This is a genomic window from Pseudomonas sp. RIT-PI-S, from assembly GCF_025642975.1.
In the GTDB taxonomy this organism is placed as follows: domain Bacteria; phylum Pseudomonadota; class Gammaproteobacteria; order Pseudomonadales; family Pseudomonadaceae; genus Aquipseudomonas.
Map to the genome: position 1 here is coordinate 474,763 of NZ_JANZKJ010000001.1, position 20,278 is coordinate 495,040.

Annotated in this window: 20 protein-coding genes; 12 read left to right on the forward strand and 8 right to left on the reverse strand. The window is 64.0% G+C overall.

The window, feature by feature from the left end; translation table 11 throughout:
• Positions 1-103: 103 nt before the first annotated feature.
• From lysS to OGL93_RS02165, 5 genes are all read left to right on the forward strand, one after another.
• Positions 104-1,606 carry a lysine--tRNA ligase gene (gene lysS / locus OGL93_RS02145; protein WP_263260721.1) on the forward strand — a complete coding sequence of 501 codons (1,503 nt, stop codon included), beginning with the start codon at positions 104-106 and terminating at the stop codon, positions 1,604-1,606.
• Positions 1,607-1,756: 150 nt separating this feature from the next.
• Positions 1,757-2,461, forward strand: coding sequence for a TetR family transcriptional regulator (locus OGL93_RS02150; protein WP_263261096.1), 705 nt, complete (start codon positions 1,757-1,759; stop codon positions 2,459-2,461).
• A 16-nt stretch (positions 2,462-2,477) separates the two neighbouring features.
• Complete coding sequence (locus tag OGL93_RS02155; RefSeq protein WP_263260722.1) at positions 2,478-3,029, forward strand: hypothetical protein; 552 nt, start codon at positions 2,478-2,480, stop codon at positions 3,027-3,029.
• A 16-nt stretch (positions 3,030-3,045) separates the two neighbouring features.
• Positions 3,046-4,323: a flavohemoglobin expression-modulating QEGLA motif protein gene (locus OGL93_RS02160; protein WP_263260723.1), complete on the forward strand. Its 1,278-nt coding sequence runs from the start codon at positions 3,046-3,048 to the stop codon at positions 4,321-4,323.
• 25 nt (positions 4,324-4,348) lie between these two features.
• Positions 4,349-5,200, forward strand: coding sequence for an alpha/beta hydrolase (locus OGL93_RS02165; RefSeq protein WP_263260724.1), 852 nt, complete (start codon positions 4,349-4,351; stop codon positions 5,198-5,200).
• A 149-nt stretch (positions 5,201-5,349) separates the two neighbouring features.
• Here the strand turns inward: OGL93_RS02165 and OGL93_RS02170 are convergent, their stop codons facing one another.
• The 3 genes from OGL93_RS02170 to OGL93_RS02180 form a co-directional block, all read right to left on the reverse strand.
• Entirely contained in the window at positions 5,350-6,132 is a 783-nt protein-coding gene (locus OGL93_RS02170) for an OmpA family protein (RefSeq protein WP_263260725.1), read from the reverse strand.
• A 40-nt stretch (positions 6,133-6,172) separates the two neighbouring features.
• Positions 6,173-6,586 carry a DUF4398 domain-containing protein gene (locus OGL93_RS02175; RefSeq protein ID WP_263260726.1) on the reverse strand — a complete coding sequence of 138 codons (414 nt, stop codon included), beginning with the start codon at positions 6,584-6,586 and terminating at the stop codon, positions 6,173-6,175.
• Between the two features lie 166 nt (positions 6,587-6,752).
• On the reverse strand, positions 6,753-7,121 hold the full coding sequence (locus OGL93_RS02180) for a pilin assembly protein (protein WP_263260727.1): 369 nt from the start codon (positions 7,119-7,121) through the stop codon (positions 6,753-6,755).
• Between the two features lie 158 nt (positions 7,122-7,279).
• Between OGL93_RS02180 and ppc the strand changes: the two genes are divergently transcribed.
• The 6 genes from ppc (at position 7,280) to OGL93_RS02210 (ending at position 13,721) form a co-directional block, all read left to right on the forward strand.
• Positions 7,280-9,991 (forward strand): phosphoenolpyruvate carboxylase, encoded by a 2,712-nt coding sequence (ppc, locus tag OGL93_RS02185; protein ID WP_263260728.1) that lies wholly within the window; start codon positions 7,280-7,282, stop codon positions 9,989-9,991.
• A 260-nt stretch (positions 9,992-10,251) separates the two neighbouring features.
• The gene (gene adk, locus OGL93_RS02190; protein ID WP_263260729.1) at positions 10,252-10,899 is read left to right on the forward strand and encodes an adenylate kinase; all 648 of its coding nucleotides are present in this window, start codon (positions 10,252-10,254) and stop codon (positions 10,897-10,899) included.
• A 103-nt stretch (positions 10,900-11,002) separates the two neighbouring features.
• Complete coding sequence (gene tsaB, locus OGL93_RS02195; protein WP_263260730.1) at positions 11,003-11,686, forward strand: tRNA (adenosine(37)-N6)-threonylcarbamoyltransferase complex dimerization subunit type 1 TsaB; 684 nt, start codon at positions 11,003-11,005, stop codon at positions 11,684-11,686.
• A 176-nt stretch (positions 11,687-11,862) separates the two neighbouring features.
• Positions 11,863-12,165, forward strand: a complete 303-nt coding sequence (locus tag OGL93_RS02200) for a hypothetical protein (protein WP_263260731.1) — start codon at positions 11,863-11,865, stop codon at positions 12,163-12,165.
• Positions 12,126-13,022: a DUF72 domain-containing protein gene (locus tag OGL93_RS02205; protein ID WP_263260732.1), complete on the forward strand. Its 897-nt coding sequence runs from the start codon at positions 12,126-12,128 to the stop codon at positions 13,020-13,022. Before OGL93_RS02200 ends, OGL93_RS02205 begins: the two co-directional genes overlap by 40 nt.
• A gap of 15 nt (positions 13,023-13,037) precedes the next feature.
• Positions 13,038-13,721, forward strand: coding sequence for an extensin family protein (locus tag OGL93_RS02210; protein ID WP_263260733.1), 684 nt, complete (start codon positions 13,038-13,040; stop codon positions 13,719-13,721).
• A 540-nt stretch (positions 13,722-14,261) separates the two neighbouring features.
• On the opposite strand, the gene OGL93_RS02215 is transcribed toward OGL93_RS02210, so the two are convergent.
• Positions 14,262-15,365, reverse strand: coding sequence for an enoyl-CoA hydratase/isomerase family protein (locus tag OGL93_RS02215; protein ID WP_263260734.1), 1,104 nt, complete (start codon positions 15,363-15,365; stop codon positions 14,262-14,264).
• A 109-nt stretch (positions 15,366-15,474) separates the two neighbouring features.
• Here OGL93_RS02215 and ung point away from each other — a divergent pair, with 109 nt between their 5' ends.
• Positions 15,475-16,170, forward strand: coding sequence for a uracil-DNA glycosylase (ung, locus tag OGL93_RS02220; RefSeq protein WP_263260735.1), 696 nt, complete (start codon positions 15,475-15,477; stop codon positions 16,168-16,170).
• Here the strand turns inward: ung and OGL93_RS02225 are convergent.
• The 4 genes from OGL93_RS02225 to OGL93_RS02240 are packed head-to-tail and all read right to left on the reverse strand — an operon-like array spanning position 16,165 to position 20,186.
• Positions 16,165-17,199 carry an AbrB family transcriptional regulator gene (locus OGL93_RS02225; protein WP_263260736.1) on the reverse strand — a complete coding sequence of 345 codons (1,035 nt, stop codon included), beginning with the start codon at positions 17,197-17,199 and terminating at the stop codon, positions 16,165-16,167. The genes ung and OGL93_RS02225 overlap by 6 nt on opposite strands.
• Positions 17,192-18,703 carry a tripartite tricarboxylate transporter permease gene (locus OGL93_RS02230; RefSeq protein ID WP_263260737.1) on the reverse strand — a complete coding sequence of 504 codons (1,512 nt, stop codon included), beginning with the start codon at positions 18,701-18,703 and terminating at the stop codon, positions 17,192-17,194. Before OGL93_RS02230 ends, OGL93_RS02225 begins: the two co-directional genes overlap by 8 nt.
• 1 nt (position 18,704) lies before the next feature.
• A complete protein-coding gene (locus OGL93_RS02235) occupies positions 18,705-19,166 on the reverse strand; it encodes a tripartite tricarboxylate transporter TctB family protein (RefSeq protein WP_263260738.1) in 462 nt (153 codons plus the stop codon).
• A 39-nt stretch (positions 19,167-19,205) separates the two neighbouring features.
• Positions 19,206-20,186: a tripartite tricarboxylate transporter substrate binding protein gene (locus OGL93_RS02240; protein ID WP_263260739.1), complete on the reverse strand. Its 981-nt coding sequence runs from the start codon at positions 20,184-20,186 to the stop codon at positions 19,206-19,208.
• Between the last annotated feature and the right edge of the window lie 92 nt (positions 20,187-20,278).

Consider the following 20,278-nt stretch of genomic DNA (forward strand, 5'->3'; position numbering starts at 1 on the left):
CGCAAGCGGCGGGCGTTGCCCGGCTTCTGCAGTGCAGCTTTTGATTTTACTTGCAGCTTGAAGCCTGCCGCTTGAAGCTCAAAAAGACTTTTATGGATGTGACATGAGCGACCAACCACTCGACCCGCAAGACCTGCAACAGGAAGAAAACAACCTGATCGCCCTGCGCAAGGAAAAGCTTGCCGCCGTGCGTGCCAAGGGCCAGGCCTTCCCCAACGACTTCCGTCGCGACAACTACGCAGGCGACCTGCAGAAGCAGTACGTCGACAAAACCAAGGAAGAGCTGGAAGCGGCGGCGATTCCGGTCAAGGTCGCCGGTCGCATCATGCTCAACCGCGGTTCGTTCATGGTGATCCAGGACATGACCGGGCGCATCCAGGTCTACGTCAACCGCAAGACCTTGCCCGAAGACACCCTGGCCCAGGTGAAAACCTGGGACATGGGCGACATCATCGCCGCCGTCGGCACCCTGGCCCGCTCCGGCAAGGGCGACCTCTACGTCGAAATGACCAGCGTGCGCCTGCTGACCAAATCCTTGCGCCCGTTGCCGGACAAGCACCACGGGCTGACCGACACCGAGCAGCGCTATCGCCAGCGCTACGTTGACCTGATGGTCAACGAAGAGGTGCGCGAGACGTTCCGCGTACGCTCGCAGGTCATCGCTCATATCCGCAGCTTCCTGATGAAGCGCGACTTCCTCGAAGTCGAAACGCCGATGCTGCAGACCATCCCTGGCGGCGCCGCGGCCAAGCCGTTCGAAACCCACCACAACGCCCTGGACATGGAAATGTTCCTGCGCATCGCGCCGGAGCTGTACCTCAAGCGGCTGGTGGTCGGCGGTTTCGAAAAAGTCTTCGAGATCAACCGCAACTTCCGTAACGAAGGCGTTTCGACCCGGCACAACCCCGAGTTCACCATGCTCGAGTTCTACCAGGCCTACGCCGACTACGAAGACAACATGGACCTCACCGAAGAGCTGTTCCGCGAGTTGGCGCAACTGGTGCTCGGCACCACGGACGTGCCCTACGGCGACAAGGTCTTCCACTTCGGCGAGCCGTTCGCGCGCTTGTCGGTGTTCGACTCGATCCTCAAATACAACCCGGACATCAGCGCCGCGGACCTCGAAGACATCGACACGGCCCGCGCCATCGCCAAGAAGGCCGGGGCCAAGGTGCTGGGCTTCGAAGGCCTGGGTAAATTGCAGGTGATGATTTTCGAAGAGCTGGTCGAGCACAAGCTCGAGCAGCCGCACTTCATTACCCAATACCCCTTCGAAGTGTCGCCGCTGGCCCGCCGTAACGATGACAACCCCAACGTCACCGACCGCTTCGAGCTGTTCATTGGTGGCCGCGAAATCGCCAACGCCTACTCGGAGCTCAACGACGCGGAAGACCAGGCCGAGCGCTTCATGCGCCAGGTGGCCGATAAGGACGCCGGCGACGACGAAGCCATGCATTACGATGCGGACTTCGTGCGCGCGCTGGAGTACGGCATGCCCCCCACCGCCGGCGAAGGCATCGGCATCGACCGGTTGGTGATGCTGCTGACCAATTCGCCGTCGATCCGCGACGTGATCCTCTTCCCGCATATGCGGCCACAAGCGTAAGCGCTCACACGAAGCCGCCCTACGGGGCGGCTTTTTTGTGTCGGCTGGGGCGAATTGGCCGTCTTGGTACAAACGCCAGCGGCGCGGTTGAGCGCATGTTCTCGCTGGCGGTGGATGCGTCAGGAAAAGGGATAGGCAGTGGAACCGCAAATCGTTACAACAGGGGCCGCGGGCGTCGCCAGCGCCGTGGCCAGAAGCGTTCAATACGAAGGCCGCAAGCCGGCACGGCTGGGCAGCGAACAGCGGCGCCAGGCAATTCTCGATGCGGCGATGCGCATCGTGGTGCGTGACGGCGTGCGCGGCGTGCGTCATCGCGCCGTGGCCGCCGAGGCGGGCGTGCCGCTGTCGGCGACCACTTATTACTTCAAGGACATCGAAGACCTGCTCGCCGACAGCTTCGCCCGCTATGTGGAGCGTAGCGCCGCGCACATGGCCAAGTTATGGGCCAGCAGCGAGGAACTGCTGCGCCAGCTGCTCGCCGCCTCCAGCGAAACGAGCGACGCGCGTGGCCGCCTGGCCGATGCCATCGCGCGGATGACCGCCGATTATGTGCTCCGCCAACTCAACACACGCCGCGACTACCTGATGGCCGAGCAAGCCTTTCGCCAGGAGGCATTGCTCACCCCACGCCTGGCCGGGCTCGTGCTGTCGCACCAGCGAATCCTCCACGAAGGGGCCTGCCAGATGCTGCGAGTGCTAGGCTCGCGTTGCCCGGAGCAGGATGCACAAGTGTTGACGGCGCTGATCGGGCAGATGGAATATCAGGCGCTATTGGCTCCGGCGCCGACCGCGCACGATAACGGCATGCTCGACATACTTACCCGCTACATGCACCTGGTGCTGGCCGCGGCCTGAAGAGGACCTTTCCCGGATGAATGCCTGGCGCAAGCTGCTCGCCCTCGCTCTGCTCAGTGCCCTGCTCGCTGGCTGCCTGGCGACCTTCGACGAACCCTTCGCGCCTGGCGAGAAGGCGCCTGCCGCCATGCTCGGCCAATGGCAGGCCCGGGATGCCTGGGGCGAGCACCTCAAGCTCACTATCCAGGCAGCGCCCAATGGGCACTACACCGCCATCAGCTATCAAAAAGGCTCGCCTGCCCCCCGCGACCAGGCCACCTTCACCGTCAGCCGCCACGGTGGCCGCTGGTATGCCGCGGCGCCCATGCCCAAGGCCTACGGCGGTCGCTTTGCCCTCGTGGGTTTCGAACTGAGCGATGCCGGTGAGCTGGTGGTCTATAACCTTGACCTGGAGCGCTTGCAGCAAGCCATCGCCCAGGGCGCCATGGTCGGCGAGCGGTCCGATACCCGGGAAGGCCAGGGTGTTGCCGTGCGCTCGACACCGGCGCAAGTGTTCGCCTGGCTGGACGATCCGGCCAATTCGGACGTGTTCGTGGAAATCGCCCGCTACAAGCGGGCAGCACATTGACTGCAAAGGAGGGCTGATGGACGACTACCAGCAGACGGTGCGCGCGCTGTCTGACCGTATTGTCGCGGCGCAAACCCCGATCCGCATCCTCGACGCGGTGAAGTGGGACGACAACATCCGCCAGGCCTTCCTCAAAGCCAAGGGCAAGGCGATGCCCGAGGTCGATCGGGCCTGGTACCAGAGCCGCCCGCTGGCGTTCGACGCCGCTACGATCAAGCTCGAATTCCAGTACATCGAACGCGACGTCACTCGCCAGTTGGGGCAGTTCAACCCCGTGGGGCAGATCATGCGGCGCATGTGCCGCGAATATCGGATGGTGGTGCGCATGCTCGAGGCGCGCGGCACCGATGATTTCGGGTTGATCTCCCAGGAGCTGTACGGCGCCGCCTCGGACGCCTTCCATGCCGGAGACCCGACGCTTGCGGACCTGGGGATGATGCTGTCGGACTACCTCAACAAGATCGACGGCCGCGGCGACCTCAAGGACGAAGCCAAGAACCTGACTGCCAAGGAAGCAGTGGCCATGCTGCAAAGCCGGCTCAATCGGGTGTTCGGCGAGACCGAGGAAACCATCCGGGTGTTCGAGTCCGACGGCATAGTCGCGGACGCAGCCGCTGGGGCCGACTACATCAAAGTGCGCGCCGATGCCATGTTCAATGAGCGCGACGTGCGTGCGCTGGAAGTGCACGAGGGGCTGGTGCATGTCGGCACCACCCTCAACGGCCTGAACCAGCCCATTTGCACGTTCCTGGCCAAGGGGCCGCCGTCCTCGACGGTTACCCAGGAAGGCCTGGCTATCCTGATGGAGGTCATCGCCTTCGCGTCCTATCCCAGCCGCTTGCGCAAGCTGACCAACCGCACCCGCGCCATCCATATGGTCGAGGAGGGCGCGGATTTTCTGCAGGTGTATGAATTCTTCCGCGAGCAAGGCTTCAGCATGGCGGAGAGCTACGGCAACGCCAGCCGCGTGTTCCGTGGGTCCACCCCCACCGGTTTGCCCTTCACCAAGGACCTGTCCTACTTGAAGGGTTTCATCATGGTCTACAACTACATCCAGCTAGCGGTGCGCAAGGGCAAGTTGGAGCAGGTGCAGTTGCTGTTCTGCGGCAAAACAACGCTCGAAGACATGCGCATCCTGCGCCAGCTGGTAGATGAGGGCCTGGTGACGCCACCTAAATACCTTCCGGAGCAATTCCGCGACATGAATGCACTGTCCGCCTGGATGTGCTTCTCCAACTTCCTCAACCACCTGAGCCTGGACCGGATTGAAGCGGATTACGCGAACATCCTTTAAGCGGCTAGGGCGCCTGGCCGCGCTGGTGGCGTGCCTAAGCGCCGCCGGTTGCAGCACATGGCTGTTCTACCCTGAGCCGGGCGAGCCGTTTACCCCGGCTGCCGCCCACCTGGCCTGGCAGCCGGTGACCCTGCTAAGTGCCGATGGCGTGCGCTTGCATGCCTGGTGGCTTCCGGCCAAGGCGGGGGTAGCGGTCAAGGGCACGGTGTTGCACTTGCATGGCAACGGCGGCAATCTTTCGCGCCACTTGGGTGGCAGTTGGTGGTTGCCGGCCGACGGTTACCAGGTGCTATTGCTTGACTACCGTGGTTACGGGCTGTCCGAAGGCAGCGCGAGGTTGCCGCAGGTGTACCTGGACGTCCAGGCGGCACTGGATTGGCTGCATCAGGCGCCGGAGGTCCAGGGTAAACCGCTGGTGCTGCTGGGGCAGAGCGTGGGCGGGGCGCTGGCGATTCACCACTTGGCGGCCCACCCTGAGGAAGCGGCGCGGTTTCAGGCGCTGATCTTCGATGGTGCGCCGGCCAGTTACCGCAAGGTCGGCCGTTACGCCCTGGGCACCTCATGGCTTACCTGGCCCTTCCAGGTGCCGCTCTCATGGTGGGTGCCGGACGCCGATAGTGCGATTACCGCGGCGCCGCGGCTCACAGGGGTACCCAAGTTGGTGTTCCAGAGCATGGACGACACCGTTGTACCGCTGGAAAACGGCATTGCCCTGTACCAGGCGCTGCCGCCGCCGCGGGTGTTGCAACTGACCCGCGGCGCCCATGTGCAAACCTTCGCCGACCCGACCTACCGGCAGGTGATGCTTAAGTTTCTCGAAGACCCTGGGCACTTCAATGGCCTGCGCAGGTTGGGTGAGATTCCCAATTATCCCTAGGCGAATGCCGGGAGCCGCTGTGTATCTGGTGGCGTGGGTTCCGGGCTTTGCCCGGCCTCACGGGTGGTGATCTTCAGGAACGAACAAGTAGCACGGAGCGGGCAAAAAAACGCCAGCAATGCTGGCGTTTTTTTTTTCAGCGAGGGCGCTTACTTCATCGAAGAACGCGGCGCAACCGGCTGGTTGTCGTTGGAAATGGTCACTTCCACACGACGGTTCATGGCACGCCCCGAGGCGCTGGAGTTTTCAGCCACAGGGTATTCCTTGCCATAGCCTTGGGCGACGATGCGCTTGGCGTCCACACCCTGGCGTACCAGCGCGGCCATCACGGAAGTGGCGCGGCGCTCCGACAGGCTTTGGTTGTACGAGTCCGAACCGGTGCTGTCGGTGTAGCCTTCGATGATCACTTGGCGGTCTGGGTTGTCCTTGAGGAACTGCGCCAGCTGGATCACGTTGGTCGTGGCGCTGGCCTTGAGTTCGGAGCGGTTCACGTCGAACAGGACGTCGCCGAAGGTGACCAGGGTGCCGCGCTCGGTCTGCTTGGCGTTGAGGCTGTCTTGCAGCTTCTTGATCTGGGCGTCGCGAGCGTCCAGCTGCGCCTTGGCACGCAGGGCGGCAGCGTTCTTGATCTCGTCTTCGGAGGTGCGCAGGGCGATGGTCTGCTTGGCAAACTCAACGCGCTGGTTGGTCAGGTAGGCCAACTGGTCGACCTTCTTCTCATCATCGCCGTCGCGATAGGCTTTGTCAGCCTTGTCCAGCCACTCAGACGCGTCCTTGGTTTCCAGGGCCGCGAGGGTGGCCGATTTCGGGTTGGTCTGCAGCGACGAGAAGTTGGTGCGGGCGCTTTCCAGGTTGGCGTTCGGGTCGTGCGAGCAGGCGCTCAGGCTTACGGCCACGGCCAGCAGGGCAGGGATCATCAATTGTTTACGCATGGGGTTCTTCCTTATCTGTCCGAAATGCACTCAGTAGCGATTACTGGGCGTTGCGCAGGCCTTCCTGGCGCAGGTCTTCCACGCCTTGGTGCGCGTCGTCCACGGCCTTCTGAGCTTTCGCCGCCTGGGCCTTGCGTTCTGCTACGCGAGCGTCCCACTCGGCCTGTTCGGCCAGTACGCGGGCTTTTTCGTAGTTTTCGTCGTGCATGGCGATTTCAGCCGCCTTGAACTTGTCCTGGGCCGACTTGGTTTCGACTGCGGCGTATTCAGTACCACCCGCGCTCACTGCGCTGTTGACGGCCGATTGGGCCAGGGCGTACTGCTCGGTAGGCGGGTTACCCGCGCAGCCGGCCAGGATGAAGCTGCTGCCCAGCGCCAGTGCGGCGAGCTTGAGCCCACGGACAACGTTGGACGAGGGTTTGGCAGTGCAAGTCTTCATGATCTTCAACTCCATAGGAGGGCTCCTCAAAACACTATTTCCATGGCAACGGCTGGCCTGGCTATGCAAACGACCGCTTGGCTGCGATGGCTAATGTTTGGGACTCAAGTGTTTTTTGAATAGTTCACAAAACTGGCCGATTGGATCGTTTTTTTACAAACCAATGGCTCTGCAAAGGGCTTTACAGCGCTTGCTGGGACGGTTCGCCAGCCTGCGCGGACGTTTCGGTACGGTTCATTTCTTCCAGATGGCGGCGTGAAAGCGCCAGGAATCGCGGGGTGGGCCCTACATCCTCGTACATCGGATCGCCTTCCTCGTCGGTGGCGATAACCCGCGTACCGCGCACGTAGGGAAAGCTGGTTTCCAGTTCTTCCAGGGCGGCACCGATCAATTCGCCGAGCAGCTCCTCCGCATGATGCTTGGGGTACATCTCCTGCAGCGCCGCCAGGCGAGCCGCGGATTCGACGTCCAGATGGATGCTGTAGGCGGTCTTGGTCAGGCGGCCTTTGGCGTTCTGTTCCCAATGGCGGGCAAGCTCACGGATTTTCATGGGCACCTCATGGGTCGGATGGAACATTGCCGGTCGCAACTGCACGTCGCAAGCACGGCCGTGTGGTCGGTACAAGAGTATTGAGCGGTTTTTCCAGGCCGCGTTCATTTGCCGCTGCGCTATCCTGCCTGCGTCGCCGGCCCTTTGGAGAGTGGAACATGAGCGAGATCGACGCGCGTTTGCGCGAACGGGTCCATGTGTTGGGCGAGTTGCTCGGCACAACCATTGCCCAACAATACGGCCAGGCCTTCCTCGACAAGATCGAGCGGATCCGCAAGGGGGCCAAGGCTGACCGCCGCAGTGCCAAGGGAGGTACCGCGCAAACGCGCGACAGTGGCGATAGCCTTGGAAACAGCCTCGGCGACAGCCTCGGCGACAGCCTCGACGACCTCAGCGAAGACGAGCTGCTGCCGGTGGCACGGGCGTTCAACCAGTTTCTCAACCTGGCCAATATCGCTGAGCAGTATCAACTTATCCGCCGTCATACCGACGAAGATCCTGCCCGCACGCCGGTCAGTGGCGCGACCGCCGACGCCCTGGATGCCGCGCTTCTTCCGGACCTCCTCGCCCGGCTCGGCGCCGCTGGGCATGACGCCGATCACTTGGCCCGCCAGGTGGGGCGGCTGGACATCGAGCTGGTGCTCACCGCTCACCCCACCGAGGTCGCCCGGCGTACCTTGATTCAGAAATACGACGCCATCGCCGCCCAACTCGCCGCGCTGGACCACCGCGACCTCACCGAGGCCGAGCAGGCGGCCATCCACAGCCGGTTGGAGAGGCTGATCGCCGAAGCCTGGCACACCGATGAAATCCGCCGCACCCGGCCTACGCCGGTGGATGAAGCGAAGTGGGGCTTTGCGGTGATCGAGCATTCGTTGTGGCACGCCGTGCCTAGCCACCTGCGCAAGGTCGACGCCGCGCTGCACGCGGCCACCGGCCTGCGCCTGCCGCTGGAGGCGGCGCCGATCCGCTTCGCCTCCTGGATGGGTGGCGACCGCGACGGCAACCCCAATGTCACTGCCACAGTGACCCGCGAGGTGCTGCTGTTGGCGCGCTGGATGGCCGCGGACCTGTTCCTGCGGGACGTGGACCACCTGGCCGCGGAACTCTCGATGCAGCAGGCAAGCGATGCTCTGCGCCAGCACAGCGCGGACAGTGCAGAGCCGTACCGGCATGTGCTCAAGCAGCTACGCGAGCGCCTGCGAGCAACCCGTGCCTGGGCCCAGGCCTCGCTCAAAGGGCCTCACCCCGCGGATGGCGAGGTGTTGCAAGACAACCGCGAGTTGCTGGCGCCGCTATTGCTTTGCTTTGAATCCCTGCATGAGTGCGGCATGGGCGTGATCGCCGACGGGCCGCTGCTCGATTGCATCCGCCGCGCCGTCACCTTCGGCCTGTTCCTGGTGCGCCTGGATGTGCGCCAGGATGCCGCCCGCCATTGCGCGGCGATGAGCGAAATCACCGATTACCTGGGCCTTGGTCGCTACGCCGACTGGAGCGAAGACGACCGTGTCAAGTTCCTGCTGGCGGAACTGGGCAACCGCCGGCCGCTGCTGCCAGCGCACTTCAGGCCCTCGGACGAAACCGCCGAGGTGCTCGCCACCTGCCGCGAAGTGGCCAGTGCGCCAGCGGCGTCGTTGGGCTCTTATGTGATCTCCATGGCCGGCGCGGCCTCAGATGTGCTCGCCGTTCAACTGTTGCTCAAGGAAACCGGGCTGTTACGGCCCATGCGCGTGGTGCCGCTGTTCGAGACCCTGGCCGACCTGGACAACGCCGGGCCGGTGATCGAACGCCTGCTGATGCTGCCTGGCTACCGCGCCAGGTTGCATGGCCCGCAGGAAGTGATGATTGGTTACTCGGACTCCGCCAAGGATGCTGGCACCACTGCGGCGGCCTGGGCGCAATACCGTGCCCAGGAAACGTTGGTGAACATCTGCCGGGAGCAGGGCGTGGAGCTGTTGCTGTTCCATGGCCGCGGCGGCACCGTGGGGCGCGGCGGTGGCCCCGCCCATGCGGCCATTTTGTCGCAACCACCGGGCTCGGTGGCCGGGCGCTTCCGTACCACTGAGCAAGGGGAAATGATTCGTTTCAAATTCGGCCTGCCGGATATTGCCGAGCAGAACCTCAACCTTTACCTGGCTGCGGTGCTCGAGGCGACCCTGCTGCCGCCGCCGTTGCCCGAGCCCGCCTGGCGCACCCTCATGGACCAACTCGCTGGCGATGGCGTGCAGGCTTACCGCAAGGTGGTGCGTGAACATCCCCAGTTCGTTGAATACTTCCGCCAGTCCACGCCTGAGCAGGAGCTGGGCCGCCTGCCGTTAGGCAGCCGCCCGGCGAAACGGCGCCAGGGCGGCATCGAGAGCTTGCGGGCGATTCCGTGGATCTTCGGCTGGACGCAAACCCGCCTGATGCTACCGGCCTGGCTTGGCTGGGAAGCCGCGCTGGGCCAGGCGCTCGCCCGCGGGGACGGGCCTTTGCTGGAGGCGATGCGCGAACGCTGGCCCTTCTTCCGAACCCGCATCGACATGCTCGAAATGGTCTTGGCCAAGGCCGACGCGGAAATCGCCCGGCAGTACGACGAGCGCTTGGTCGATGATGCATTCAAGCCGTTGGGCGAAGAGTTGCGCGACCTATTGTCGCAGTGTGCCCGCCAAGTGCTAACCGTGACCGGTCAGCCGAAACTGCTGGCCAGCAGCCCGGAGACGCTTGAGTTCTTCGCCCTGCGCAACACGTACCTGGACCCGCTCCATCGCCTGCAAACCGAGCTGCTGGCGCGCTCGCGGGCTCGCCAGGGCGCGCCCGACAGCGGCCTTGAGCAGGCGCTGCTGGTCACGGTGGCTGGCATCGCCGCCGGGCTGCGCAACACCGGCTGAGCACCAGGTGGGCGCTCGCCGCCCCGGGGTAACCGGCGGCGCCCGCGAACCAGGGGCGGTCGCGCCGGGTTGCACCCGGCCGCCATGGCTGGGTTCCTGCGACCTTCGACGGCTTGTCTGGCCCGGGGCGGCTGTGTATCTTGATCAGCCTTTTGGCCGATTTTTCGGTCACCCGATTTTTTTCGATGGCTCACCGGTAGTTAGGTTTTCTCCAGGGCCATCGGCGTTGTTATATAAAAAAACATTTGAGGAGCACATCGATGCGCGTGATTCTGCTAGGAGCTCCCGGAGCCGGGAAAGGTACGCAGGCCAAGTTCATCACCGAAAAATTCGGTATTCCGCAGATCTCCACGGGCGACATGCTCCGCGCAGCGGTCAAGGCCGGTACCGAGCTGGGCCTGAAGGCCAAGAGCGTGATGGACAGCGGTGGGCTGGTGTCCGACGACCTGATCATCGCCCTGGTCAAGGAACGTATCGCCCAGCCTGACTGCGCCACAGGTTTCCTGTTCGACGGCTTCCCACGCACCATTCCCCAGGCCGAAGCGCTGGTTTCTGCCAACGTCATCCTCGACTACGTGGTGGAAATCCATGTAGACGACGAGGACATCGTTCAGCGCATTGCCGGGCGCCGGGTGCACGAGGCTTCCGGCCGCGTGTACCACACCGTCTATAACCCGCCCAAGGTCGCTGGCAAGGATGACCTGACCGGTGAGGAGCTGGTACAGCGCCCGGACGACACCGAAGCAACCGTACGCCACCGCCTGGGGGTGTACCACTCGCAGACCGAGCCGTTGGTGGCGTTCTATCAGCACCTATCGGTCGAGCAGGGCAAGCCCAAGTATGCCCGCATCGAAGGCGTTGGTAGCGTCGCCGAAATCACCGAGCGGCTGGTTCAAGAGCTCAAGTAACGGGTTTACAAGCTCAAGTAGCATTGCCTGATCAGCGCAGGCCCGTTCGCGGGCCTTCGTCGTTTATACTGCACGCCTTTTTTTGCCCTTGCCGGATACCGCAATGCCCACCCTGCTGGCCCTCGATACCGCAACCGAAGCCTGTTCCGTCGCCTTGCTGCACGATGGCCGGGTGCTGAGCCACTATGAAGTGATTCCCCGCCTGCACGCGCAGAAACTGCTGCCGATGATCCAGCAGATCATGGGCGAGGCGGGTATTGCCATGGGTGCGCTGGACGCCATCGCGTTTGGGCGCGGCCCGGGAGCCTTCACCGGGGTGCGCATCGCGATCGGCGTGGTCCAAGGCCTGGCGTTCGCCCTGGACCGCCCCGTTGTCGGGGTGTCCAACCTGGCGGCGCTGGCTCAAGGCGCCTGGCGGCGCCATGGGCAGGCGCAAGTGGCCGCAGCCATCGACGCCCGCATGGATGAGGTGTACTGGGGCTGCTACCGCGAGCAGGCGGGCGAGATGCGCCTGTGTGGCGCCGAGGCGGTGCTGCCCCCTCATGCTGTGCGCTTGCCCGCCGATAACCAGGAAGCGTGGTACGGCGCCGGCACCGGTTGGGGCTATGCCGATCGCCTGGCCGTGCGCCCCCGGCACTTTGACGCTGCCGCGTTGCCTCATGCAGAAGACGTGCTTGCCTTGGCAGGTTTTGCCTGGGCACGGGGCGAAGCGATCGGCGCGGAACAGGCCCAGCCGGTGTACCTGCGGGATAACGTCGCCACACCCAAGGCAGCGCCAGCAGCCTGATATCTCGCTGGAGCGCCCGGCCTTTTTTCAGACTTTCCGATGGAAAGGGCGTTGTGGCGCCCTTTTTCGACGACGAGTTGTAAACCTTTTGCAATTTATGTGGTCCAGTTATCACCGACACAACCTGTGGCTCGATACAGTGCCATAGGGCTGATATCACCTAACCGAGTACCTGTATGCGCATAGACGGAGTCGCATCGCGGTCGTACCCCATCAAGCGCAAGCCACGCACAGGGCTGGCGCGGGTGGACGACGCGGTCGACGAACAGGAAGGCGAAATCGAGGTCATCGAGGCCCGCCAGCGTCCTGCTGCTGGTGGCGGTCGGGGTACGCTCGTGGCCAGCTTTTCTCCGCGCCAGCAGGAAGAAATGTTTCGGGGCGTGAACGCGCGAGTGGCCACCGCGCTGGCCAGCTACCTGACCACTGCCAGTTTCGTCGAATGGGACGGAGAAGTGCTCGGGCTGGACGTTCACATCTGAGTTCGCTCGGCCTGCCTTATTACCTCGGCTGCCCTTCATGGAGCGATGTCGCCTGGCGTGGCAGCTTCTATCCCGCCGATTCCGGCCCGAGCGAATGGCTCGCGCTTTATGCCGAAACGTTCAACGCCGTGGAAGGCAACACCACCTTTTACGCCTGGCCCGCTGAAAGCGTCCTTGCCCGTTGGGCCCAGGACATGCCTGCGCACTTTCGCTTCACCGCTAAATTCCCTGGTGACATCAGCCATTCGAGCAACCTGCTAGGCCAGCTCGAGGCCGCGGGAAATTTCCTGCGCCTGCTGGCCCCGTTAGGTACGCGAGTATCGCCGGTCTGGCTGCAATTGCCCGCAGGCTTCGGCCCTCAGCGCCTCGCGGAGCTGGCAGGGTTTATCGACGCGCAAAGCCGGCCGCTAGCAGTGGAAGTGCGGCACCCAGCATTCTTTGCCAAGGGCGACGACGAGCGTGCGCTCAACCGCCTGCTGCGTGATAGCGGCACAGAGCGGATCTGCCTGGACCCAAGAGCATTGTTCAGCGTGAACTCCAGCGATCCGGCCATCCGCCATGCCCAAGATAAAAAGCCCCGGGTGCCGCCACGCCCCGCGGCCTTCACCCGCCACCCCCAAGTGCGGTTTATCGGCCTGCCCGAGGTGGAGCAGAACGAGACATTCCTGACGCCCTGGGTCGAGAAAGTGGCGGCCTGGATCGAAGAGGGGCTCAGCCCTTATGTGTTCTTGCATACCGCAGACAATCGCCAGGCGCCGGCCTTGGCGCGGCACTTTCATGCACGTTTGACGGCGCGGTTACCTGGGCTGCCGGCGCTGACGGAGCCGCCGCAACCGGCGCAACTAGGCTTGCTCTGAGCGAGGCGCGGACCGATGCGTGGATGGCTATCACTGGTGGCAATTGCCCTGATGCTGGCGCTCGGTTGGTCGGCCTGGCCCATAGCACCGCGCTGGAACCCTTGGGCGCCGCTTGACGTTGAAGAAGCCCCGAATTGGCTGACCCGTTACAAACTGCTGCGCCTGCGCGGTGACCCACAGGTATGTAGGGCAGCGCTGGCCACCTCCAAGCTGCAATACCGGCCTCAAGCAAACTCGCCGCCTGGTGATCGCTGCCCGCTGCTCGACGTGGTTCGGGTGACGGGTGGGCCGGTGCGCCTCAGTAGTGGCTTTCTCGCCAGCTGCCCTCTGGCGGTAGCGTTTGCGATGTTCGAGCGCCATGGGCTACAGCCAGCGGCCCAGGCTACCTTCGGGATGCCGGTGACCGGCGTGGAGCATCTGGGAAGCTTCGCCTGCCGCAATGTGTACAACCGCAGCCAGGGCCGGCTAAGCCAGCACGCAAGCGCCAATGCCTTGGATATTGCGGCGATACGCTTGGCCGATGGTCGGCGTATCAGCGTAGTGCAAGGCTGGGCCGGCGGCGGGAAGGAGGCGCAATTCCTGCGTCAGGTGCGCGACGCCGCATGCCAAAGCTTCAGCACGGTGCTTGGCCCAGACTATAACGCCGCCCACCGCGATCACTTCCACGTGGACATGGGCGGCTGGGCGGTCTGTCGCTGAATAGAAGTATTTCGGCGTATTTCTATCACCGCACTGCAGTAGAATCGCACAGTCTGACGTTATGCAGACTTCCCCACTGCGGTCCCGGAGGCCGCCCCATGTATCCCAAACTCTTGCTGATCGCTTCGCTGGGAACGCTGCTTGGAGCCTGCGTGCCTTACGCCACTGACGGCTACGTACAAACGCAAGTGTATAGCGTACAAGCCCCCGCCTATGAGTACCGACCCTATGTGCCAGCGTATGGGTATAGCAGCGGCTACTACGTAACGCCCGCGCCACGGTATTACGTGGCGCCCCCGCAATACTATCGGCCACCGCCACCCCTCTGGCGCCCGGGCCCGCCCATGGGCTGGCACGGAGGGCCGCCGCCGTATTGGCGGCAGGACCGCGGGCCAAACTGGCGTGACCACGGCCGGGGCGGGCCAGACCGAGGGCGGTGGGGCCACGACGGGCCGGGGCGCGGGCCGGGAGGGTATCGGTAAAGCGTGAGGTGCGCGGCCGGCGCCCATGGGAGCCGGCGTTAACCTGAGGGCGGGGCGGTTATAAATCCGCCAGTGGATGCTCGCCGTCCCAAGCCCTGCTGAAGTGGGCATTGACCACCGCGTCTGGAATCGCGGCGACGTCTGGCCAGTGCCAGTGCGGGGTGTTGTCTTTGTCCACCAGGCGGGCGCGCACGCCTTCACTGAACTCAGGATGGCGGCAGCAGTTAAGGCTCATGCCGTACTCCATGCGCAGCACATCGGGCAGCGACATCTGGCGTGCGCGCTTGAGCTGATGCCAGGCGAGGTGCGCGGTCAACGGGCAACCGCCGATCAGGTTCTGCGCGGCTTTGGCCAGGTCTGAGTCGGCATGGTCGCGCCAGCGGGCGATCGCCTTCCAGGCGTGGACTGGCCCGTGGACGTCGAGCAGGTCGTCTATCGCAGCGCGCCGGGCTAGCCAGCGCGGCGCGGGCCGCTCCGCCACAGCTTCGTGTTCCAGTGCGCGCAACAAGCTGATCAGTTGCAAGTCGCTGTCTTCCTGCCAGTTCAGTTGCACCAGGCCATCGATCAATGCGTCCTGCTGGTCATCGCGCAAGAAGCGATCGGCCAGGCCCAACTCCACTGCATCGCTGCCGTTGACCTGGGCCCCGGTCAGGGCCAGAAACAGCCCAAGCTTGCCGGGCAGGCGGTTATAGAACCAGCCAGCGCCAACGTCCGGATAAAGGCCGATGCTCACTTCTGGCATGGCCAGGCGGCTGCTTGGCGTGACCACGCGGATAGCGGCCCCTTGCAGCAGCCCCATGCCTCCGCCCAGCACATAGCCATGGCCCCAGCAGATCACTGGGCGTGAATAGCAGTGCAGGCGGTAATCCAAGCGGTATTCAGCCTCGAAGAAACGCGCCGCCAATGCCGGCACTTCGCCCGGGTGAGCACGGCAGGCTTCTACCAGGCTGCGCACGTCGCCGCCGGCACAAAAGGCCTTGGGGCCATTGCCCCGCAGCACTACACAGGCGATGCGCGGGTTGCGTTCCCAGGCGTCGAGCTTGTCGAGCAGGGCCTCGATCATTGGCAGCGACAGTGCGTTCAAGGACTTCGGGGCATCGAGGGTGGCAATGCCAATATGGGCGCCATTGACCCCGATAAGCTCTTCAAAACTCAGATTCATCGCAACCTCTGTTCAGCGCTTGTTGGAATTATGGACCGCGACGGGTCGGTTCGATTGACAACAGAGAACGTCTTTCCTAGTGTCCCGGGATTGTTCCATGGACTGCCACATGACCACCACAGCCTCCGAAGAAGACCGTATTAAACTTGAGCCGAGCTGGAAGCAGGCGCTCAAAGAAGAGTTCGACCAGCCATACATGCGCCAGTTGCGTGAGTTCCTGCGCCACGAGAAGGCCGCCGGCAAAGAGGTCTATCCACCCGGGCCGCTGATCTTCAATGCCCTGAACCTTACTCCACTGGACCAGGTGAAGGTCGTGATTCTTGGCCAGGACCCTTACCACGGCCCAGGGCAGGCCCATGGCCTTTGCTTCTCGGTGCAGCCGGGCATCGCCACGCCACCGTCGCTCGTCAACATTTATAAAGAGCTCAAGCGCGACCTGAACATCGACATCCCCGCCCACGGCTGCTTGCAGCATTGGGCGGAGCAGGGCGTGTTGCTGCTTAACACCACCCTGACCGTGGAGCGCGGCGTGGCGGCATCCCATGCCAAGCGCGGCTGGGAGCCGTTCACCGACCGCATCATCGAAACCGTCAGCGCTCGTTGCGAGCATGTGGTGTTCTTGCTATGGGGCGCCCATGCGCAGAGCAAGCGTAAGCTCATCGATCCTACTCGGCATCTGATTCTGGCCTCGGTACACCCTTCGCCGCTGTCGGCTCACCGTGGCTTTATCGGCAATGGGCACTTCAGCAAGACCAACCGCTTCCTGGAGGACCACGGCATCGCGCCAGTCGACTGGAAGCTATAAGGTCCGCTGGGCGTTGCGGCTCCAGCGGCGGAACAAGGGTTCGGCGAGAAACAGCACGAACATCAGCCGCATGACTTGCAGCGCGGTGACCAGCGGCACCGATAGCTGCAAGGTTTCCGCGGTCAGGCTCATCTCGGCGATGCCGCCGGGCATCATCCCCAAGGTGAGCGAGCGCAGGTCCAGGTTCGTGGCGTTGCTCAGCAGCCAGGCAGCCAGGCCGGCAATCAGCATGGTCAGCAAGGTCCCCACCACGGTACGGCCGAGAAACGATGGCGCCCTACGGAAAAACGCGCGGTTGAAGTGGCAGCCCAGGCCGCTACCGATCAGCCACTGGCCGAGTTGACTGGCGCCGGGTGGCAAGCCGCCATGTAACGAAAAGCCAATGCTGAGCACGGCGGTTACCAGCAGCGGGCCGAACAGCCAGGGGTTGGGTTGCTCGAACCGCTGCCAGGCCAGCGCGGCGCCGGCCCCTAGGGTTCCAATCAGCAGCAGCCAGCCCCAGCCTATTTGACCGCCATGCTGGATCACCGCGCCTTCACCGAGCAGGTACTTGAACAGTGCCGGCACCAGCAGTACCACCAGCAGCACCCGCAGGCTCTGGCCCGCCGCAACCTGGCTGAGATTGGCGCCGTTGCGCGCCCCCAGGTTGACCATCTCTCCCGACCCACCCGGCATGCTGGCGAAAAACGCCGTGGCGCGGTCTTCACCCGTGCGCAGCAGCAGCCACACACTGACCAGGCTAGAGAGGCTGGTGACCAGGGCGCCGCACAGGATCAGCAGCCAATGCTCTGCCACCTGCTCCAGCACGAACGGGGTGAAGTGCAGGCCGATGCCGATGATCCACTGCCCGCAACGCCGGCCGTTGGGGATCTCGCGCAATTGCCAAGGGGTAGCGCAGCGCACCAGGATGACCGCCAGCAACGCGCCGGTCATCCAGGGCAGGGGCCAGCCGATCTTGCTCGCCAGCCAGCCACCGGCCAGCCCCGCCAGGCCGGTGAGCCACCAGGGCGGGCTGTTTCGTTCAGGCATTGGCGGCCTGCCGCGGGCGATTACGGTTGCGCCACAGGCGCACTAGCGGCAGCACTAACATGACCGCGGTCAGCGCCCAGGCACCGACGGTGATCGGGCTGGCGGCCAGGATGTGCAGGTCGCCGTTAGAGATCGACAATGCCCGGCGCAGGTTCTGCTCCATCAGCCCCCCAAGGATGAAGCCCAGCAGCAATGGGGAGAGGGGGAAGTCCAGCTTGCGCAGGATGTAGCCGAAGATGCCGATGCCCACCATCAGGAACAGGTCGAAAGTGGTGGCATGCACCGCATACACACCAATGCCGGTGATGATGGCGATGATCGGCACCAGCGCCCAGTTCGGCACCGCAAGGATCCGGGTGAACACACGGATCATCGGGATGTTGAGGATCACCAGCATCACGTTGGCGATGAACAGCGAGGCGATCAGCCCCCAGACGATGTCGGGCTGCTGCTCGAACAGCAACGGGCCAGGGGTGATGTTGTAGAGGCTGAGTGCGCCGATCATCACCGCGGTGGTGCCAGAGCCCGGCACGCCGAGGGTCAGCATGGGTACCAGGGCGCCGCAGGCGGTGGCGCCGATCGCGGTTTCCGGCGCCGCCAGGCCACGCAGGTCGCCCTGGCCGAAGCGCCCGCTCGCACCCGCCAGGCGCTTCTCGGTCATGTAGGCCACGGCGCTGGCCAGGGTCGCGCCGGCGCCGGGCAGCACACCCAGGATAAAGCCGAGCAGGCCGCAGCGAACGTTCACCATCCACACACTGGCCGCCTCCTTGAGGTTGAACAGCATGCGCCCGGTGGCTTTGGCGGCCACGTGGCCGTGATGGGTTTTCTCCAGCAGCAGGAGAATCTCCGACACCGAGAACAGCCCCAGCACCAGCACCACGAACTGCACGCCGTCGGCCAGGTGCACGCTGTCGCCGGTGAAACGGTATACGCCGCTGTTGGCATCGATGCCCACGGTGGAGAGGAACAAGCCGATCAGCGCCGCGATAAACGTTTTGAGCGGGCGGTTGCCGGCCATGCCGCCCAGGCAAACGATGGCAAACACCATCAGCACGAAATACTCCGCCGGGCCGAAGGCAATGGCCCATTTGGCCAGTAGCGGGGCGAACAGCACCATGCCGCAGGTGGCGATCAGCGCGCCGATGAACGAGCTCCACGCCGACAGCGACAACGCCACGCCGGCCAGGCCCTGGCGGGCGAGCGGATAGCCGTCCAGGGTGGTCATCACCGTGGAGGCTTCGCCAGGAATGTTGAGCAGGATCGAACTGATCCGCCCGCCATATTCGCAGCCCAGGTACACCGCCGCGCAGAGGATCAGCGCGGACTCTGGCGGCAGGCCCAGGGCGAAGGCGATGGGTATCAGCAAGGCCACGCCGTTGATCGGGCCAAGCCCCGGCAGCAGCCCGACCACGGTGCCGATCAGCGTGCCGATCAGCGCCGTGATCAAGTTGTAGGGGGAGAGGGCGACGCCGAAGCCCTGCCCAAGATAACCGAGTGTGTCCATGTCAGTTCTCCAGTACGTCGAGCAGGCCCATGGGTAGCGGAACGTCCATCACGCGGTCGAACAGCACATAAAGGCCAATGGTCGCCAGGGGGATCACCACCAGTGCCGGCAGCCAGCGGCCGCCATATAGCCGTGCCATGGGCACGCCGATCAGCAGGCTGCTGAGGATGAAACCCAGCGGTTCGAACAGCCCGGCGAACACCAGCAATAGCCCTACACAGGCGGCAATCTTGCCCAGGCTGTGGCGGTCTAGCGCTGGTTCGTCCTCGCTATGCACGATGGCGGCAGGGCGCAGCAGCATGTACAGCAGCGCCAGGCTCATCAAGGCGAGCAGCAACAGGGGATAGGCCCGAGGGCCCACAGGTTCGTAGGAAAAAGCTGCCTGGTAGGGCCAGGCCATGACCGCCAGTGCCGCGCACACCACCAGCAGCGCCGCGGCGAATAGCCGTTGCAGTGTTTTCATGGTTTTCTCCGGCGCGCCCGGGTGTCCCGGGCGGAGGGGTCACTGGATCAGGCCGAACTCTTTGGCGAGCGTTTTGTAGTCCGCTACCTGTTTCTTTACGTAGCTATCCAGCTCCGCGCCGGTGAGGGCGAAGGGGAAGAGCTCGCGCTGGTCTCGCAGCTGGGCGAATTCTTCGTTGGCCAGCAGCTTGTCGAAGGTGTCCTTCCACCAAGCGTATTCTTCATCGCTGACCTTCGGCCCCAGGTAGAAACCGCGCACCACTGGCCATTGGATGTCGTAGCCCTGTTCCTTGGCAGTGGGGATGTTCTTCATGTCCGGTTCGTCCAGGCGCTTGTCTGAAAACACCGCGAGGATGCGCATGTCGCCGGCGAGAATATGCGGCATGGAGTCCGAGATGTCCGTGCTGCCCACCTGGATATGCCCGCCGAGCAATGCCGTGGCGATCTCGCCGCCCCCTTCGAGCGCCACATAGCGCAGCTCGCGCGGGTTGATTCCGGCGGCCTTGGCAATGAGCGCGGTTTGCATCCAGTCCTGGCTACCGACGGTACCGCCGGAGCCGATCACTACCTTGCTGGGGTCTTTCTTCAGCGCCTGCACCAGGTCGTCGAGGTTCTTGTACGGGGAGTCACTCTTCACGGCGATGGCGCCGTAACTGGTGCCCACGGCAGCCAGCCAGCGCACGGCATTTTCATCGAACCGGCCGAACTTGCCCTGAGCCAGGTTGAGCAGTGAACCGCTGGACCACGCAACCAACGTGCCGCCGTCGGCTGGGCGTTGCGCCACCACCGCGTTATAAGCCACGGCGCCTACGCCGCCCGGCATGTAGGTCACGCGCATGGGCTTGCTGAGGATCTTCTGATTGAGCAGGGCGCTCTGCACCAGCTTGCAGGTCAGGTCGAAGCCGCCGCCTGGAGAGGCCGGGGCGATGCATTCAGGGCGTTTGGGTTCGTCGGCCAGCGCAGAGGTGGCCAGCGCCAGGCACGTGACGGCCAGCGCGAGGGGGCGCAGTATCGGGTTCATGGTGACTCCACTTTTGTTGTTTTTGTTCGGCAGGTGGTACCGGCCATCGCTGAGCCTAGGGGGTCAAGCTTTCACCAGGCTTTCAACGCAGC

Bases quoted from the DNA above. Each gene is read 5' to 3' on its own strand.
- OGL93_RS02240 (WP_263260739.1), bottom strand. From the start codon at position 20,186: ATGAACCCGATACTGCGCCCCCTCGCGCTGGCCGTCACGTGCCTGGCG.
- tsaB (WP_263260730.1), top strand. From the start codon at position 11,003: ATGCCCACCCTGCTGGCCCTCGATACCGCAACCGAAGCCTGTTCCGTC.
- ppc (WP_263260728.1), top strand. From the start codon at position 7,280: ATGAGCGAGATCGACGCGCGTTTGCGCGAACGGGTCCATGTGTTGGGC.
- OGL93_RS02215 (WP_263260734.1), bottom strand. From the start codon at position 15,365: ATGAATCTGAGTTTTGAAGAGCTTATCGGGGTCAATGGCGCCCATATT.
- OGL93_RS02225 (WP_263260736.1), bottom strand. From the start codon at position 17,199: ATGCCTGAACGAAACAGCCCGCCCTGGTGGCTCACCGGCCTGGCGGGG.
- ung (WP_263260735.1), top strand. From the start codon at position 15,475: ATGACCACCACAGCCTCCGAAGAAGACCGTATTAAACTTGAGCCGAGC.
- OGL93_RS02160 (WP_263260723.1), top strand. From the start codon at position 3,046: ATGGACGACTACCAGCAGACGGTGCGCGCGCTGTCTGACCGTATTGTC.
- OGL93_RS02180 (WP_263260727.1), bottom strand. From the start codon at position 7,121: ATGAAAATCCGTGAGCTTGCCCGCCATTGGGAACAGAACGCCAAAGGC.
- OGL93_RS02205 (WP_263260732.1), top strand. From the start codon at position 12,126: ATGGGACGGAGAAGTGCTCGGGCTGGACGTTCACATCTGAGTTCGCTC.
- OGL93_RS02200 (WP_263260731.1), top strand. From the start codon at position 11,863: ATGCGCATAGACGGAGTCGCATCGCGGTCGTACCCCATCAAGCGCAAG.
- OGL93_RS02235 (WP_263260738.1), bottom strand. From the start codon at position 19,166: ATGAAAACACTGCAACGGCTATTCGCCGCGGCGCTGCTGGTGGTGTGC.
- OGL93_RS02175 (WP_263260726.1), bottom strand. From the start codon at position 6,586: ATGGAGTTGAAGATCATGAAGACTTGCACTGCCAAACCCTCGTCCAAC.
- lysS (WP_263260721.1), top strand. From the start codon at position 104: ATGAGCGACCAACCACTCGACCCGCAAGACCTGCAACAGGAAGAAAAC.
- OGL93_RS02155 (WP_263260722.1), top strand. From the start codon at position 2,478: ATGAATGCCTGGCGCAAGCTGCTCGCCCTCGCTCTGCTCAGTGCCCTG.
- OGL93_RS02170 (WP_263260725.1), bottom strand. From the start codon at position 6,132: ATGCGTAAACAATTGATGATCCCTGCCCTGCTGGCCGTGGCCGTAAGC.
- adk (WP_263260729.1), top strand. From the start codon at position 10,252: ATGCGCGTGATTCTGCTAGGAGCTCCCGGAGCCGGGAAAGGTACGCAG.
- OGL93_RS02230 (WP_263260737.1), bottom strand. From the start codon at position 18,703: ATGGACACACTCGGTTATCTTGGGCAGGGCTTCGGCGTCGCCCTCTCC.
- OGL93_RS02210 (WP_263260733.1), top strand. From the start codon at position 13,038: ATGCGTGGATGGCTATCACTGGTGGCAATTGCCCTGATGCTGGCGCTC.